The sequence below is a fragment of the Paraburkholderia sp. GAS42 genome (genome assembly GCF_050436565.1).
GTDB lineage: Bacteria > Pseudomonadota > Gammaproteobacteria > Burkholderiales > Burkholderiaceae > Paraburkholderia.
The window spans coordinates 203,630-219,910 of the sequence record NZ_JBNDML010000013.1; the positions used below are offsets into that span (position 1 = coordinate 203,630).

General features: G+C 60.4%; 10 protein-coding genes. 8 read left to right on the forward strand and 2 right to left on the reverse strand.

Annotated elements, in window-relative coordinates:
• Positions 1–67: 67 nt before the first annotated feature.
• Positions 68–1,396 (forward strand): MFS transporter, encoded by a 1,329-nt coding sequence (locus P3T16_RS20460; protein ID WP_429343628.1) that lies wholly within the window; start codon positions 68–70, stop codon positions 1,394–1,396.
• A 91-nt stretch (positions 1,397–1,487) separates the two neighbouring features.
• Here P3T16_RS20460 and P3T16_RS20465 read toward each other — a convergent pair whose 3' ends face one another.
• Positions 1,488–1,937: an ester cyclase gene (locus P3T16_RS20465; protein ID WP_429343629.1), complete on the reverse strand. Its 450-nt coding sequence runs from the start codon at positions 1,935–1,937 to the stop codon at positions 1,488–1,490.
• Between the two features lie 410 nt (positions 1,938–2,347).
• Complete coding sequence (locus P3T16_RS20470; RefSeq protein WP_429343630.1) at positions 2,348–3,949, reverse strand: hypothetical protein; 1,602 nt, start codon at positions 3,947–3,949, stop codon at positions 2,348–2,350.
• Between the two features lie 519 nt (positions 3,950–4,468).
• Between P3T16_RS20470 and P3T16_RS20475 the strand changes: the two genes are divergently transcribed.
• The 7 genes from P3T16_RS20475 to P3T16_RS20505 all read left to right on the forward strand — a co-directional run bounded on the left by P3T16_RS20475 (position 4,469) and on the right by P3T16_RS20505 (position 16,203).
• The gene (locus tag P3T16_RS20475) at positions 4,469–5,125 is read left to right on the forward strand and encodes a TetR/AcrR family transcriptional regulator (RefSeq protein WP_429255640.1); all 657 of its coding nucleotides are present in this window, start codon (positions 4,469–4,471) and stop codon (positions 5,123–5,125) included.
• On the forward strand, positions 5,118–6,419 hold the full coding sequence (locus P3T16_RS20480) for an efflux RND transporter periplasmic adaptor subunit (protein WP_429343631.1): 1,302 nt from the start codon (positions 5,118–5,120) through the stop codon (positions 6,417–6,419). Before P3T16_RS20475 ends, P3T16_RS20480 begins: the two co-directional genes overlap by 8 nt.
• A complete protein-coding gene (locus tag P3T16_RS20485; RefSeq protein ID WP_429343632.1) occupies positions 6,416–9,790 on the forward strand; it encodes an efflux RND transporter permease subunit in 3,375 nt (1,124 codons plus the stop codon). The genes P3T16_RS20480 and P3T16_RS20485 overlap by 4 nt, the downstream gene beginning before the upstream one ends.
• Positions 9,790–12,906: an efflux RND transporter permease subunit gene (locus P3T16_RS20490; RefSeq protein ID WP_429343641.1), complete on the forward strand. Its 3,117-nt coding sequence runs from the start codon at positions 9,790–9,792 to the stop codon at positions 12,904–12,906. The genes P3T16_RS20485 and P3T16_RS20490 overlap by 1 nt, the downstream gene beginning before the upstream one ends.
• Before the next feature lie 21 nt (positions 12,907–12,927).
• Positions 12,928–14,436, forward strand: a complete 1,509-nt coding sequence (locus tag P3T16_RS20495; protein ID WP_429343633.1) for an efflux transporter outer membrane subunit — start codon at positions 12,928–12,930, stop codon at positions 14,434–14,436.
• 429 nt (positions 14,437–14,865) lie between these two features.
• Positions 14,866–15,753, forward strand: coding sequence for a hypothetical protein (locus tag P3T16_RS20500; RefSeq protein WP_429255636.1), 888 nt, complete (start codon positions 14,866–14,868; stop codon positions 15,751–15,753).
• A gap of 48 nt (positions 15,754–15,801) precedes the next feature.
• Positions 15,802–16,203 (forward strand): cupin domain-containing protein, encoded by a 402-nt coding sequence (locus P3T16_RS20505; RefSeq protein ID WP_429343634.1) that lies wholly within the window; start codon positions 15,802–15,804, stop codon positions 16,201–16,203.
• The last annotated feature ends 78 nt before the right edge of the window (positions 16,204–16,281 follow it).

Genomic DNA, 16,281 nt, shown 5'->3' on the forward strand with positions numbered 1-16,281 from the left:
AAGACGCATAGACGTCTGGGCAAAACACGTCTGTAAAAAACGACGCGTTTTGCGTGCGGAGCGAGACATGCCTGAATCCCTTATGGCCGATACACCGGCTTATGTTACCGATGCAACCGAAGAGCACGCGATGTTCCGGAAGGTCGCGTGGCGCATCATTCCTTTCCTGTTTCTTTGCTACGTCGTTTCGTTTCTCGACCGGATCAATATCGGCTTCGCGCAGTTACAGATGAAGCACGATCTGGGTTTCAGCGACGCGATGTATGGCCTCGGCGCGGCGGTGTTCTATGTCGGCTACGTGCTGTGCGAAGTGCCCAGCAACATCCTGCTTGCGAGATTCGGCGCGCGTCGGACCTTCACGCGGATCATGCTTTTGTGGGGACTCGCGTCGGTATGCATGATGTTCGTGTCGACGCCGGCGCATTTTTATATCCTGCGCTTCATGCTCGGCGTATTCGAAGCGGGCTTCTTTCCGGGCATCGTGTTGTACCTCACGTACTGGTTTCCGGTGAATCGTCGTGCCGCTGTCATGTCGGTGTTCTTTGCAGGTGTCGCGGTTGCAGGCGTGCTTGGCGGTCTCTTCTCCGGCTGGATCATGCGCGACATGGGCGGTGTAATGGGCCTCTTCGGCTGGCAGTGGATGTTTGCGATCGAAGGTGCGCCCGCAGTGATTCTGGCGTTCGTCGCGTTGTTCTGTCTGGTCGACAGGCCGCATGACGCAACGTGGCTCACAACGCCGCAGAAAGATCGCCTCGTTGCGCTCTGCGCGCGAGGTCAGGCCGCAAACGCGGCGCACGACGGCCGGCGTTTTCTTGACGCGCTTCGCGATCCACGTGTCTATCTGTTCGCGTTCATCTATTTTTCGCTGACGTGTGCTTCGCTGACGCTCAACTTCTGGATGCCGCTGATGATTCGCGACTTCGGTATCAAGGACGTCGTCTCGGTCAGCCTCTATACAGTCGTGCCGAATGCGATCGGCGCAATTGGACTCATCCTGATTGCGCGTCGCTCGGACCGCACCGGTGAACGACGCAAGCATTTCGCGTTCTGCACGATCGGCGGTGGACTGGCGCTGGCTGCGCTGACGCTTCATCTGAACAGCTTTCCTGCGATGCTCGCGATTCTTTCGCTCGCCTGCGTGTTGATCTTCGCGGCACTGCCGATATTCTGGTCGGTGCCTCCGAGCTATCTGCCCGGCAAGGCGGCCGCTTCCGGCATCGCGTTTATCAGCAGCGTCGGGATCACGAGCGGCATTGTGAGCCCATGGGTGATTGGTCAGATCCGTACGAGTACGGGCAGCATGGATATCGCCGTGTATCTTCTTGCCGGGCTACTCGTGCTGAGCGGCGTGGCGTTGATGGCTGGCGTCAGGGCGGATTTCGCGAAGGTGCGTTAAATCTGGATGATGGCCGGAATTTTTCCGGCCTGTTCCGGCGCTCCATGCGTACGGCGTTGCCGGAAGCAACCGGCAACGCCGTACCCTCTGGTTACGCTACCTTGATCAATCCGAGTTGCTGCAGGGCAGTTACGCCATCATCCAGGCCGATCTCTTCGACGATTTTGCCGTCCTGGAGTCGAAGCACGGTCGTGCCGGTGAAACTCATCTTCCGGCCGGTCGCAGCCGGGAGCGATCCAGCGAGGAAATCGCTGAAAGCCGTACCCGTGTGCGTGCCGCCACCTGCCCAGCGACCCACCACGTAGTCACCTTCCGCGATGAGATCGGCGGCGCCCCAGAAGTTGAGGTCCGGGAAGGCTGCGCGAAAACCGGTCATGAATGCCTTGATGTCCTCGCGACCTCGACGAGGTTCGTGCAGCGAGTACTGCAGCAGCATATCGGGAGCAGCGAGCTCGTCGACGATGTCGAGGTTGCAGGTCTTGCCCCAGAACGCGGTAAACCAGCGGCCGACAATGGCCTTGTTGTCGTCTTCCTTAGACATGGCGGTTCCTTGATAGCTCAGGGTTGAACGAGGGAAGCACGATTGGCTTTCCCTGCCTGAACACTATCGATTCGAACCTTCCACCGCGTTCCGTTTCTTGCTGTGATTTTCGGGAATTCGCGATGCGTCGGGTGGTGTAGATCCCGGTGGATGCCGGACGCCAGCGCATGTGAGATCGCCGCTCTTCGCGGGCATACGGACAACCCGCGAATCCTGAAGTTTGTCGTCCGCGAGCCGTTAAACACCGGAAATACGTCGGAAGGCATTCTGAAGGGGTATGCGTGGTCACGCACGTTGTACGTCGTTGCGGGCGTGATGCTGTTGACGGCTGTCAGCGCGGCCGTGGGCTGGGTGATGATCCGGGATCGATAGCAGGCGACATCTGAAGCACGCCAGACTCCGCATGCCTGTCACCGCGTGAGTTCGTACAGCCGATGCTCGGGCAGTGTCGCGATCAGTCGCCAACCCGGTAAAGCTGCGGAGAGCCGCGCGTGAGGATCGAATACGGCGAGATAGACCGTTGAGAACCGGCTTTGAAGGTCCGGAAAGCGGGTTTGTAAATCGGTTGCCCACACACGCAGCTTGAGGTCTTCTGCTCGGGTGTCTTCATCGCCTCTCTGGCCTCCAGTCTGGAATGCTCTCAATGCTGTGTTCTCGGGCCGGTAAAGTACCGGTTGCTGCCCCGCTTTCAGATAGAGATCGGGCACGAGAATCCCGTTAAGCGTCGCGAGTGCGACGACCTTGTCCAGATAAGGATTCCAGCGGTGCGGATCTCGCAGCGGGAATGGATAACTCGTGTCCTGTTTGTATTGAACCAGGATGGCGCCAGGCTTCAGTGAGGCGAACGCATCGCGGTAGGCCTGCATGACGGGCCTCGCGGCTATCCAGTCCTCAGTCACGGTCCCCACACGGAACAGAAAGACGAGAACCAGCATCGCGGCGGCGGCCCGTTGAAGCCGCGGGTCCACCATTCGTACATCAAGCAATGTGGTTAGCAGAAACGCGAAGCTCAGCGCGCATCGCTCAACGATGCCGTACGCCGCAAAGGCGGAGAACGGTGTAAGGATCACAACCACCGGTAACGCGATGATGATCAGCCGGCACTCCGGCTTGCAGGTCCACCAGCGTCGCACGGTGCCGACGATCGCGGTCAGGAAAAGGCTGACTAGTATCACGATGTCGGCCGGGCGATTGCCTACCGTCAGCGCCGCGATGCATAACCGGATTCGCCAGGATATCTGAAGGAAGCCAAGGTCGATCGCCTCGCTTAACCCACCGGTGCTGCTGTGCCATAAAAGCAGAACCGGCAGCACCAGCGGCACCACCGTGGCGGCGACGTGACGGGACAACGAGCGACCTCGCAGGTCCTTCTCCTGAAGCAGGCAGCCGAGTTCCCAGGTGCCTGTGACCAATGCGAAAACGCCGAGTGGAAACAGATGGCAAAAGTAGATGAGGAGCGCACTACAGCAGGAAACGAGAATTCGGGCGATCGTCGACTGTCGCAATGCGACATGGGCGGCAAGCGCCCAGAGGCATAAGCCAAAGCCGAACAGGTTATTGGCGTACCCACGAATCAGTATCCAGTTATACAGCAGCAGGAAACTGATCAGCGGCACCAGCGACCAGCGGCCATTGATCGCGCGGCTCAGCATCAGGCACCCCGACGTCAGTAGCGCGAGTGCTGCCAGCACGAACAACGCGGCGGCCTGCTCTGCCGACATGAACTTCGTCAGCAATGGGGCCATCAGGTCCATCGCAAGGTCCGGCATGACATCCCATCGGACAACAAAGTTGCCGGCGTAGGCTCCCGGATGGGCAAGGATGTCTATCCTGACAATGTTGTAAAAATGTTGGCCGAGTGGAGGAACCGGCAGGATCAGAAAGGGAAGCGACGCCACGACGGTTCCGATGAACCAGATGCACCAGAGACGCCACGGCGCGATGCCGGCGATCGTCCGCGCACGCGGATGCGCAGCAGCGGGCTGATACTTTAAGGCGCGAAAGCTGGACATAGGCTGAACCCGTTGACCGCGATATCAACAGTTCGAAAACGCGCGATGCGGAATCCGCTCAGACAGATATCCGCATGGTCAGATCCAACTGGCACCCAGGCGCGCTGCATTGCATCCGGCCGGGCCGGCATAAACGCTTTGCAAAAAGGGTGCACGTCGACAGACGTTTGAATGTGGCTGATGCGGAGTCGCCCCGCTAAGGCAGGGGCGGGCGGTTACCGTTGATAGTGACCGGCTCACGCGGATTGGTATGTGCGCAAACGAACCACTGGACGTCTGGCCGCCTGGATAACGCGGAGTGCCCCGTGTATGAGTGCGTGTGATCCGACGCTGATGCAACGCGAGGGCGAACGGGTTGCGCCCGGGTCATTACCCCGGCCGCCGCAGGCAGCAGAAGACAACGTTGCTGTCTGTCGCGTCAGCTGACGATTCGCGTGAAAACCGGCAAATCCACAGCTTGACGACACAGTGTTAGCTCAGCATCATGTATGTGTTCACACACATACACACGGACATGATGTGAAATCGTCTCCAGCGCCGGTAAGAGCACGCCAACGGGACCGGCAGGCCACCGAGGAAGAACTGATCGCGGCCGCGGCCGTTGCCTTCGCGGAAAGGGGCTTCGAGAAAGCCACCACACGCGGTATCGCGGAGGCGGCCGGTTGTTCCGAAGGGCTGATCCAGCGCTACTTCAATGGCAAGGAAGGGCTGCTTCTAGCCGTGTTGAAGCGCGAGAGCAGTGGGCAGCGGGACCGGTTTTTCGAACGGCCACTGTGCTCCTCAATGATCGACGAGGCGCGCGAGATGATCTCTCACGGCATGGCTGCCCTTGCCGAGCGCTCTGAAACGATCCGTATCGTTTTTTCGCGCGTGCTACTGGATCCCGCGTTCCAGGCCGATTTCCAGCGCATCTCGACCCGGCAGGAAGTCCGTCGAAGCCTTAAGGAGCGTTTCTCACGCTACGTCGATGCCGGCATGATCGACCCGGCGCTCGATCTCGACGTGGCGACCGAGTTGCTGCTGGGCTTCGTCTTTCAGTTGGCCTTCATGCACCGCGAGTTGCATCAGACTAAAGCAGCGGACATTGAGCGGATGGCGGAGGGTTTCGCGGCCCTCTTTGCCCGCGGCGTGGCATCTGTGCCGTCAGCCAGGAAGGGCGCAAGAAAACATGAATGAACCGAAACAGGCCGGGGGCGAACCCGAAGAAGCGCGCAACGGCCATACGGATTTCGGGCCTGCTTCCGCGCGAGGCGCGCCCAACGGGCGACCGCCCGCGCGCAAACGTCATTGGGTCTTGATCGGCGCGGCAATCGCGTTCGCCATCATCCTGGTGTTGATCGTGGTCCGCAAACCGAAGAGCGGCAACGAAGAGGCGGAAGCACCCCAGGCCGTTTCAATCCGGACAACGACCGCGCATCCCGGCGATATGGGCGTGTATGTCGAGGCACTCGGCACGGTGACGCCTGTCGCCACGGTCAACGTGTACAGCCAGGTGAACGGAACCGTAGAAGCCGTGCATTACACGGAAGGGCAGATGGTGCGTCGCGGGGACCCGTTGATCGACATCGATCCGCGCGGCTACCAGGCGCAACTGCAGCAGGCCGAAGGGACGCTACAGCATGACCGCGCTGTTCTCAGACAGGCCGAAATGGATCTCGCGCGGTATCAGGAAGCATCGGGTCAGCAGGCGATCGCGCGTCAGACTTACGAGGACCAGCGACTCATCGTCGAACAGAATCGGGGAACCGTGAAGAACGACGAAGGGCAGGTCAGGTACGCCCAGGTCCAGTTGAGCTATTGCCACATCACGTCGCCAATTTCAGGGCGCATCGGCCTGCGTCTGGTCGATCCGGGCAATGTGGTGTTCTCAGGTAACGCGTCTTCGATCGCCGTGATCACCCAGTTGCAGCCGATTACGGTCGTGTTCAACGTCGCAGAAGACAACCTCACGCAGGTTCACGATGAAATCACCCAGCGTGCTTCGCTGCCGGTCGATATCTTCGATCGTTCGCAACAGACAAAGATCGCGACCGGCAAGCTGCTGACGCTCGACAACCAGATCGACACGTCGACCGGGACGGTCCGCTTTCGCGGGCAATTCGACAACGCCGGGTTGAGTCTCTATCCCAACCAGTTCGTCAACGCGCGCCTGCTGGTCAAGACCCTGACCAATGTGGTGCTCGTACCCACTGCGGCGTTACAGCACAACGGCACACAGGCTTTCGTCTATGCGCTTGCTGGCAATACCGTAAAAATGCGAAACGTCTCCGAGTTGTCGACGGAGAACGAAGTCGCGGCCGTCAGTGGAATCGAAGCGGGAACGGTCGTGGCGATTTCCAGTTTCGACAAGCTTCAGGATGGTTCCAGAGTCACGGTCCAGAACGTGGCTGCGCCAGGCGGGAAAACGCCGGCTAGTGGTGGTGCAGGTGGCGCGAGTGGCGCAGGCACGCAGGCCGGCAAGCCGTCATGAATCCGTCGCGACTCTTCATCATTCGGCCGGTTGCGACCGCGCTGTTGATGATCGCCATTCTGGTCATCGGTCTCGCTGCGCTTCCGGGTCTGCCGGTATCGGCGTTGCCCGAAGCCGATTACCCGACGATCCAGGTCAAGACGTTCTACCCGGGCGCCAGTCCGGATGTGATGTCTTCGGCGGTGACGGCGCCGCTCGAGCGGCAGTTCGGTCAGGTCGCTGGCCTCACCCAGATGACGTCCACGAGTTCGGACGGCAGTTCGGTCATCGTTCTGCAGTTCGCGCTCGCGCTGAATATCGACGTCGCCGAGCAGGAAGTACAGGCCGCCATCAACGCGGCCACCAGCTTTTTGCCGACGGATCTGCCCGCGCCTCCTGTCTACAGTAAATCGAATCCGGCCGACGCGCCGGTCATCACGCTTGCGCTGACGTCTAAAGCATTACCGTTGTCGGCGATTGAAGACCTTGTCGATACGCGGCTTGCGCCGAAGATCTCGCAGCTCAGCGGCGTCGGACTCGTGACGATCAGCGGCGGCCACAAACCGGCCGTACGGATCCAGGCGAATCCGGTTGCGCTTGCCTCATACGGTCTGAACCTCGAGGACCTGCGATCGGCCCTGACGACCGCCACGGTCAACATGGCGAAGGGCACATTCGACGGCCCCGCGCAGGCGTTCCAGATCAACGCCAACGACCAGCTCCTTGCGGCGAAAGGCTTTCGCGAAGTCGTCGTGGCGTACAGGAACGGCGCGCCCGTGATGCTGACCGACGTTGCGAAAATCACGGACGGTATTGAAAACGCGAAGCTGGCGGGCTGGAAAAACGAAACGCCGGCGATCCTCGTCAATATCCAGCGACAGCCGGGCGCCAATACCATCGCGGTCGTCAACGAAATCCAGCAACTGCTGCCGAAGCTGAAGGCCACGCTGCCAGCGGCGGTCGAAGTGACGGTCCTGACGGATCGCACGACCACGATCCGCGCTTCAATCAAGAACGTCCAGTTCGAGCTCATGCTGACCATCGCGCTCGTGGTGATGGTGATGTTCCTGTTCCTGCGGAGTCTGACCGCGACCATCATTCCCACGGTTGCGGTACCGCTTTCGCTGATCGGCACGCTGGCGGTGATGAATGTGCTCGGCTACAGCATCAACAATCTCACGATGATGGCGTTCACGATCGCCACGGGCTTCGTCGTCGACGACGCGATCGTGATGATCGAGAACATTTCCCGCTTTCTGGAAAAGGGCATGGCGCCCATGGAAGCCGCGCTGGAAGGCGCGCGTCAGATCGGCTTCACGATCGTGTCGTTGACCATTTCGCTGATTGCCGTGCTGATTCCGCTGCTGTTCATGGGCGACATCGTCGGCCGGCTGTTCCGGGAGTTCGCGGTCACCTTGAGCGTGACGGTGCTCATCTCAGGCGTGGTGTCACTGACCCTGACGCCGATGATGAGCTCGCGCCTCCTGCATCACACGCCTGAAGCCGAACAGAACCGTTTCTACCGCTGGACGCAACAACGGTTCGACCGGATCATCGCGGCCTACGGACGCAGCCTGCGCTGGGTCTTGAATCATTCGACTGTCACGCTGCTCGTGGTGCTGGCCACGCTGATTCTCACCGTATTCCAGTACATCGAGATTCCGAAAGGATTTTTCCCGCCGCAGGATACCGGCATCATCCAGGCGATTTCGCAGGCGCCGGAGTCGACCTCGTTCGTCGCCATGTCGCGCAGGCAGCAGCAACTCGCAAGCGAAATACTCAAGGATCCGGCCGTCGCGAGCCTGTCGTCGTTCATCGGTCAGGACGGTATCAACACCACGCTCAATAGTGGTCGGATCCAGATCAACCTGAAGCCGATCGACGAGCGCGGCCTGACCGCCAGCGAAGTCATCGATCGTCTTCGCAAACGCCTGCGCGACGTGCCCGGTGTCCAGCTTTTCCTTCAGCCTGTGCAGGATCTGACGGTGGACGACCGGGTCAGCCGCACGCAGTATCAGTACACGCTCGAAGATCCGGACACACAGGAACTGAACCAGTGGACCGATCGCGTTGTGGAGAAGCTGAGGACACTCCCGGAACTGATCGATGTCACGACTGACCAGCAGAACAACGGCATCAGTACCCATCTCACTATCGACCGGGCCACCGCGTCGCGTTTTAATATCACGCCGGACCAGATCGACTCGACGCTCTACGACGCGTTCGGCCAGCGCCAGGTCAGCACGCTGTATACGCAGTCGAACCAGTATCACGTCATCCTGGAGGCATTGCCGGAGTTTCAGAAGAATCCGGCGCAGCTCAATCGCATCTACATTCAGGGCAGCACGAACTCCAGCACGGCGCCAGCAGCGCAGAGCACGTCCGGCCGCACGTCGCTGAGTTCAAGCGGGACGGTTTCAAGTCTCGTTGCGTCGTCCAGTCAGAACCTTTCCTCGACGACACCCGTGACGGTGCTCGCACCCCGCACGTCAGGTTCGGGTTCGGGTTCCGGTTCCGGTTCAGGCTCGTCATCTTCCGGGGCGAATTCCGGTTCGAACAGCCAGAACACAGGTAATGGGTCGAGCGGCTCGTCAGGGAGTTCGACGTCGCAGTCAACGCCGGTGCCGCTCAGTGCAATCAGCCGCTTTACCGTCAGATCGTCGCCGCTGACGATCACGCATCAGGGGCAGTTTCCGGTCGTCACGATCTCGTTCAACGTGGCGCCGGGCGCATCGCTGGGACAGGCTGTCACTGCTATCCAGCGGGCCCAGCGTGACTTGAAGATGCCTGCGAGCGTCCAGTCGGATTTTCAGGGCACGGCAGCCGCGTATGAAAACATCGGCTCCAATGAGGTGTTGCTGATCCTCGCTGCGCTCGTCGCGGTCTACATCGTTCTCGGCATTCTGTACGAAAGCTTTATCCATCCCGTCACCATTCTCTCCACGTTGCCTTCCGCGGGCGTGGGCGCATTACTGGCGCTGCGTCTGTTCCACGAGGACCTCGGCGTCATCGCGGTGATCGGCATCATCCTGCTGATCGGCATTGTGAAAAAGAACGGCATCATGCTCGTCGATTTCGCGCTGGAGGCCCAACGCACGCGCGGGCTGAACCCGGTCGAGGCTGCCTTCGAGGCCGCACAACTCCGCCTGCGGCCGATTCTGATGACGACATTCTGCGCGCTCTTTGCCGGTCTGCCGCTCGCGTTTGGCTCGGGCATCGGCGCGGAGCTGCGCCGCCCGCTCGGCATTGCGATGGTCGGCGGGCTGTTGTTGAGCCAGGTGCTGACGCTTTACACGACACCCGTCGTCTACGTCTTCTTCGATGGGCTCGCGAAGCGTTTCCGGCCGCGCAGCACCCGGCCCGATGGGCCGCAAACGCTCGATGAAACGTGATTAACATCTCGTCACCTTTTATCAAGCGGCCGGTAGCGACGACGCTGATGGCCATGGGGATCGTGATCGCCGGCTTGATCGCGTTCAAACAATTACCGGTGGCTTCGCTTCCGCAGGTCGACTTTGCGACGATCACCGTCGCCGCGACGCTGCCGGGCGCGAGCCCCGAGGTGATGGCGTCGTCGATCGCGACGCCGCTCGAACGCCAGTTCGGTCACATTGCCGGCGTGACGCAGATGACGTCGTCGAGCACACTGGGCGTCACTTCGGTGACGCTCCAGTTCGATCTCAGCCGCGATGTCGACGGTGCTGCGCGGGACGTCGAAGCTGCCATCAATGCCGCGCGCACCGACCTGCCGGCCAACCTGCCGTCCAATCCGACGTACCGCAAGATCAATTCGGCCATCGCGCCGATGATGGTGTTGAGCCTGACCTCGGATTCCACCGACCGCGGCAAGCTTTACGATCTGGCGTCTTCGATCATCTCGCAGAAGATCGCGCAGTTACAGGGCGTCGGGCAGGTTCAGGTGGTGGGAAGCTCATTGCCAGCCGTGCGGGTCGATCTGAATCCGAACCAGCTCTACAGCTATGGCATTGGCGCGCAGAATGTCGCCAAGGCGCTGTCAGTGCAGAACTCGAACCGTCCCAAGGGCCAGTTCAGCGATGACCTGACGACCACGGTGATCACCGCAAACGACCAGATTTCCAGAGCGCAGGATTTCGCGCCGCTGGTCGTCGGCTCCAGCAACGGCAAGGTGGTTCGTCTGCGCGATGTCGCACATGTCTACGATTCGGTGCAGACGCTTCGATCGGCGGGCTACGTCAACGGCAAACCTTCGGTCATCCTGCTCGTGTTCAGGCTGCCAAACGCGAATGTGATCGAGACGGTGGATCGCATCAAACAGGCGATGCCTTCAATCCATGCCTCGATGCCTGCGAGCGATCACCTGCAACTGATGCTCGATACGACAACGACGATCCGGTCTTCGGTGAACGACGTCGAACTCACGCTCGGCCTGTCGATTCTGCTGGTCATCGGCGTGGTGTTCGTGTTTCTGCGGAGTCCGGGCGCGACGTTGATCCCTGGCGTCGCCGTCGCCATCTCGCTGATCGGCACCTTCGCAGTGATGTATCTGCTGGGCTTCACGCTCGATAACCTTTCGCTGATGGCGTTGACGGTCTCGACGGGTTTCGTGGTCGACGATGCGATCGTGGTGATGGAGAACATCACGAGGCTGATCGAGCGCGGTGTGCCGACGATGCGCGCGGCCTTCCAGGGCACCCAGGAGGTCGCGTTTACTGTGATCGCGATGAGCCTGTCGCTGATCGCCGTATTCGTGCCGATCCTGTTCATGGGCGGCATCCCGGGTCGCCTGTTTCATGAATTCGCGTTCACGCTCGCGACGTCGGTTGCCATTTCGATGGTGATCTCGCTCACGGTGACGCCCGCCATGTGCGCATACCTGCTCAAGCCCGCGAAGCAGGAACAGCATGGCAAGCTCTATCGGTGGAGCGAGCGCGGCTTCGACAATATTCTGGCCGCGTACCGCACCACACTCGGGTGGGCGATCCGGCATCCCCGCTCGGTGATTTTCAGCCTCGTGCTCACGCTGGTGCTGAACGTCGTTCTGGCCGGCATCGTGCAGAAGGGGCTCTTTCCCCAGCAGGATACGGGCACGATTTTCGGCGGCTTTCAGGGCGCACAGGATGCGTCGTTTCAATCGATGAACCGGTCGCTCATGGCGATCCAGAGCGTGATCAGACAAGACCCGGCCGTTGAGAACGCGGCCGGTTTTACAGGCGGGCAGGGTGGTCCGGGCGGCGGCGCGAGCAACGCGGGATTTGTTTTCATCACGCTCAAGCCGCGCGCTGAACGGGACGTGACCTCGACCGAGGTGGTCGACCGGCTGCGTTCGAAACTGGGCGCGATCGCAGGGGCATCGACGTTTCTGCAGGCGGCGCAGGACGTCGGCGTCGGTGGCAGACAGAGCAATGCGCAATACCAGTATCAGCTTTCCGCCGATACCGTGGATGCGCTGAGCGAATGGGCTCCCGCGCTGTACCACGCGATGCAGAAGATGCCGCAGATCAAGGACGTGACGACCGACCAGCAGAACAACGGTCTGCAGATCCTGCTCAACTACGACCGGACGACGGCAGCACGATTCGGCGTTACGCCGAAACTGGTCGACAACGCGCTCTATTACGAGTTCGGCGAGTCGCAGGTGTCGACCATCTATACGTCGCTCAACCAGTATTACGTCGTGATGCAGGCAAACCCTGCGCTCCTGCGCTCGCCATCGACATTGCAATCGACTTACGTTCACGCATCCGGCACGGGTGCGGTGCCGCTCGGCGCTTTTTCGACCATGCGGGTGTCGACTTCACCGCTTTCCGTCAATCACTCGTCGTTCTTTCCTTCGGTCACGATCGCGTTCAATCTCGCACCGGGCGTCTCGCTCGGACAGGCGACCACGCTCATCACGCAGATGCAACGGCGCCTTGGGACGCCCGCGAACATCACCGCACAGTTTGCTGGCACCGCGCAGGCGTTTCAGAGCTCGCTGGCAAGCGAGCCTTTCCTGATCCTCGGGGCGCTCCTCACGATCTACATCGTGCTGGGCGTGCTTTATGAGAGCCTGATCCATCCGATCACGATCCTGACGACGCTTCCATCCGCCAGCGTGGGCGCCATGATTGCGCTGATCCTGTTTCATAGTGAACTGGACGTGATATCCCTGATCGGCATCTTCCTGCTCATCGGGATCGTCAAGAAGAACGCAATTCTGATGATCGATTTTGCGTTGCAGGCAGAACGCGTCGAGGGGAAGAGCACCGAGGAATCGATCTTCGAAGCCTGCATGCTCCGCTTCAGGCCTATTCTGATGACGACAGTTGCCGCGGCCCTTGGTGCATTGCCGCTCGCGCTCGGTCACGGTGCGGGCTCGGAGTTGAGACGACCGTTGGGGATCGCGATCGTCGGCGGCCTGATCTTCAGTCAGATACTCACGCTCTATACGACGCCCGTGATCTATCTGTATTTCGACCGCATGCGCCAGCGTTTCAATCGCCGTCGCAGACGCCACCCGACTGGTGGTTCACCCGTGCAAACCTGATCAGATCTCGCCGAGAAAGCCATGCAGAAGTCAGCTCTATTTGCCGGTCCTCCACTGCGCACACTGGCGTGCGCGGTGCTATTCGCCGCGTTATCGCTGGAGCAGGGGTGTGCCGTCGGCCCTGCCTACGTGCGTCCATCCGTTGCGACGCCAGCGTCCTTCAAGGAGGCGGCGCCTGCTGTCGCACCGGACGGCACCACGTGGGCGCCCGCCAGCCCGCAGGACGCGGTGCAGCGGGGCGCGTGGTGGAAGATCTATCAGGAACCCGAACTGGACGCTCTGGAAGACAGGCTCAACAGCTCGAACCAGAATATTGCGCAGGCGTACCAGAATTTCATGGCGGCGCGTGCGCAGGTGAGTCAGGCGCGCGCCAGCTACGCGCCAACCGCCACCCTTCAACCTGCCGCCACGCGGTCCGGGTCATCCTTTGCAGCCGTCGGCGTGCCGAGCCGCGGTACACGGTTCACGAGCAACGACTTCAACTTTCCGCTGGACGTGTCGTGGGAACCGGACCTCTGGGGACGCATCCGCAACACCGTGAGGGAGTTCGCCAGCGCAGCGCAGGTCAGCGCCGCCGATCTGGCGAACAAGAGGCTTAGCGAGCAGGCCAATCTTGCTCAAGACTACTTTCAACTGCGCGGTCAGGACGAGCTCATCGCGCTGAACGAGCAGACCATCGAGGCTTACCGTCAAAGCCTGACCTTGACCGAGGTGCTGGGCCGCACCGGCATCGACAGCGCGCAGTCGGTTGCGCAAGCCCGCTTGAATCTGAAAACGGCAGAAGCGTCGGCGACCAATCTGCGTCTGGCGCGCGCGCAGTATGAACACGCTATTGCATTGCTGATCGGCGAACCGGCGTCGTCGTTCTCGATGCCGGCACGGCCGCTCACCACGGCGCTGCCGGCGATTCCCGCGGGCGTGCCCTCCGAACTTCTCCAGCGACGTCCCGACATTGCCGCCGCGGAGCGATCGATGTCGCAGGCGAATGCGTTGATCGGCGTCGAGACGGCGGCGTTCTATCCGACCGTCAACCTTTCGCTCTCAGGCGGCTTTCAGAGTGCCTTGCTGCAGAACTGGTTCACCTGGCCGGCCCGGTTTTTCTCGCTGGGTCCGTCGGTATCGGAGACGCTCTTCGATGGCGGATTGCGCACGGCGACCGTCGCGCAATACAAGGCGCAATACGAAGGGACCGTGGCCGCCTATCGCCAGACCGTGCTGGCTGCTTTCCAGCAAACGGAGGATTACCTGGCCGCACAGCGCATTCTCGCGACCCAGCTCGAACAGCAGAAGGAGGTGGTCGACGCTGCACGCCACTACTACGATCTGGCGATGGTTCGCTACCGGACGGGCGTCGATACCTATCTCAACGTTTTTGTTGCACAGACCGCGCTGTTTTCCGACCAGCAGTCAATGATCACGCTTCGCGTGCAACAGATGACCAGCAGCGTTCAATTGATCGAGGCACTTGGGGGCGGCTGGGATACTTCCCTGCTGCCGTCGGAAAAGGATGTGACGTCGTCGCAGGATTGAACTGCGGGACGGGAGGGGCTGTAGCGGGGCTTCAGAAAACGCAAAATAACGCACGCTTAGCCTGGAGGGCCAGCTCGGCGCGGGCTTCGATCTATCGCGCGGCTAAGGCGTGATTCATCTGGCGTGCACGCTTGATCTCGTCGCTTTCCAGGGAGATCGAGGTCTTGGCGATCGAGGCGTGAGGCGGATTGTCCCGTGCGGTCGTCAGTCCCGCTCCGGGGGCCTGCCTATGGGTGGCATAGGTGTGCCTCATTCAATGGGCACCAACCGCCCTGTGCCACTCGCCTGGGTTCTTTCTCGTCTCGATTATCATTCGGATACCATATTGTCAATGGAGGATCGGGGTAGTGATTTTTGCGTATGGAACACTTAAACTTAGCAATGCATATCAGATACGCAAGCTGCTTGCATCACTACACAGGAAAAGACATGCGCTTGACACTTGCAACGGAATACCCGAATGGAGCCTTGCCTGGTGAGGCGATGTCGGCTCTGGCCACACTGGTTCGGGAGGCTGTCGGAGATGAGTTGACGATTAATTTGTTTTTCGAAGTAAAGCAATGCCTCTGCGGGATTGGCGATGGTTCGGATGTTCACTGTGATGGCGGAGCTGTCTTTGGCGCATCACTGTCTCGGCACGCGAGCGAATTTGAGCTCGCCGCTATCCCCCGCGGAACGGGGCGGAGCGACTCGGACCAGGATGCCCGGAGGTACCGTCGCATCTTCGAAGATTGCCTGAAACGGGAGGGTTTTCGGCTGATAGCCGCCGTGCCAATGCCCTCGACAGGCCTGTGGAGCTCATGTGAAATCGATAGCGAGGCGACCCTTGCCGCCATGCGGGTTCGAACGTACGACTCGTTGTCCAGCCGAGTGTTTTCGTCTATGGGCTGCACCGCCGTGCGGATGCCATTTGCCGGGTTACCTGCTGCGCTCGAAGGCGGACAACTCGATGCTGTCCTGTCCTCGGGGGATGGCGAGGCAGGCGCTGCACTATCGCGATACTTTGGTCACTATCTACCGCTCGCCTATAGCACACCGCTTTGCTTTCTCATTGTGCGGGAATCGAGCTTTAGCGCAATGTCCTGGAGAGCGCAGCGAGCGTTGAAACGGGCCGGACGTGAAGTCCAGTTCCGGTACTTCTCGTGCCAGCAGGCACGGGAGGAAAGCAACCTGAGAGCGATTCAGGAACGCGGTGTCCGGGTAGGGTGCAGTCTTCCCCAGCACGCCATGGCATTGCTGGAAAGAACAATGGAACTGGTTCGGCGTCGCTTGATTGCAGAGTATGCACTTGCCGACGTGCTTGTTCCGATTGCCTGAATACCTTTAATGGATTACCGAACCAAAGTTCTTTGATAGGAGATTGTTATGCTGAAGCCTCATCTTGAGTTTGTCTCGCTGGACTTGAACGAAGGCTGGAGCGTACCTCCCGGCTATCCGGAAGGGATCGAGGAAAAAGTTCTTTGTGGATCACTTTCCCCCGAGACCGCTACGGGCAGCAGAACCCGACTGCTTCGTTTCGCGCCCGGGATCTACACCACCGCACCGTTTGTGCACGAGTACTGGGAGGAGGTCTATCTCGTGCAGGGGAATCTGACCGTCGGCAATGATGCGAATGGGAATGGTGGAGCATCTTTTGGCCCGAACACGTATGCATGCCGACCGCCTGGCGCATTTCACGGTCCGTTCAAGTCGGAAAACGGCTGCATGCTGCTCGAAATCCACTACTACGCGAAAGACCACGCTGTTGCGGTAATGCCGTTCAGTTAGCACTGAACGGCATTTTCATTTGCAGAGCAGGAAGAGGTTGTAAACGGCGCGCCGGGGTGTTAACTTTTCGGCGCGATG

What these genes read in the sequence shown, in the direction of transcription:
- P3T16_RS20485 (WP_429343632.1), top strand. Translation starts at nt 6,416, where the DNA reads ATGAATCCGTCGCGACTCTTCATCATTCGGCCGGTTGCGACCGCGCTG.
- P3T16_RS20460 (WP_429343628.1), top strand. Translation starts at nt 68, where the DNA reads ATGCCTGAATCCCTTATGGCCGATACACCGGCTTATGTTACCGATGCA.
- P3T16_RS20480 (WP_429343631.1), top strand. Translation starts at nt 5,118, where the DNA reads ATGAATGAACCGAAACAGGCCGGGGGCGAACCCGAAGAAGCGCGCAAC.
- P3T16_RS20495 (WP_429343633.1), top strand. Translation starts at nt 12,928, where the DNA reads ATGCAGAAGTCAGCTCTATTTGCCGGTCCTCCACTGCGCACACTGGCG.
- P3T16_RS20500 (WP_429255636.1), top strand. Translation starts at nt 14,866, where the DNA reads ATGCGCTTGACACTTGCAACGGAATACCCGAATGGAGCCTTGCCTGGT.
- P3T16_RS20505 (WP_429343634.1), top strand. Translation starts at nt 15,802, where the DNA reads ATGCTGAAGCCTCATCTTGAGTTTGTCTCGCTGGACTTGAACGAAGGC.
- P3T16_RS20470 (WP_429343630.1), bottom strand. Translation starts at nt 3,949, where the DNA reads ATGTCCAGCTTTCGCGCCTTAAAGTATCAGCCCGCTGCTGCGCATCCG.
- P3T16_RS20465 (WP_429343629.1), bottom strand. Translation starts at nt 1,937, where the DNA reads ATGTCTAAGGAAGACGACAACAAGGCCATTGTCGGCCGCTGGTTTACC.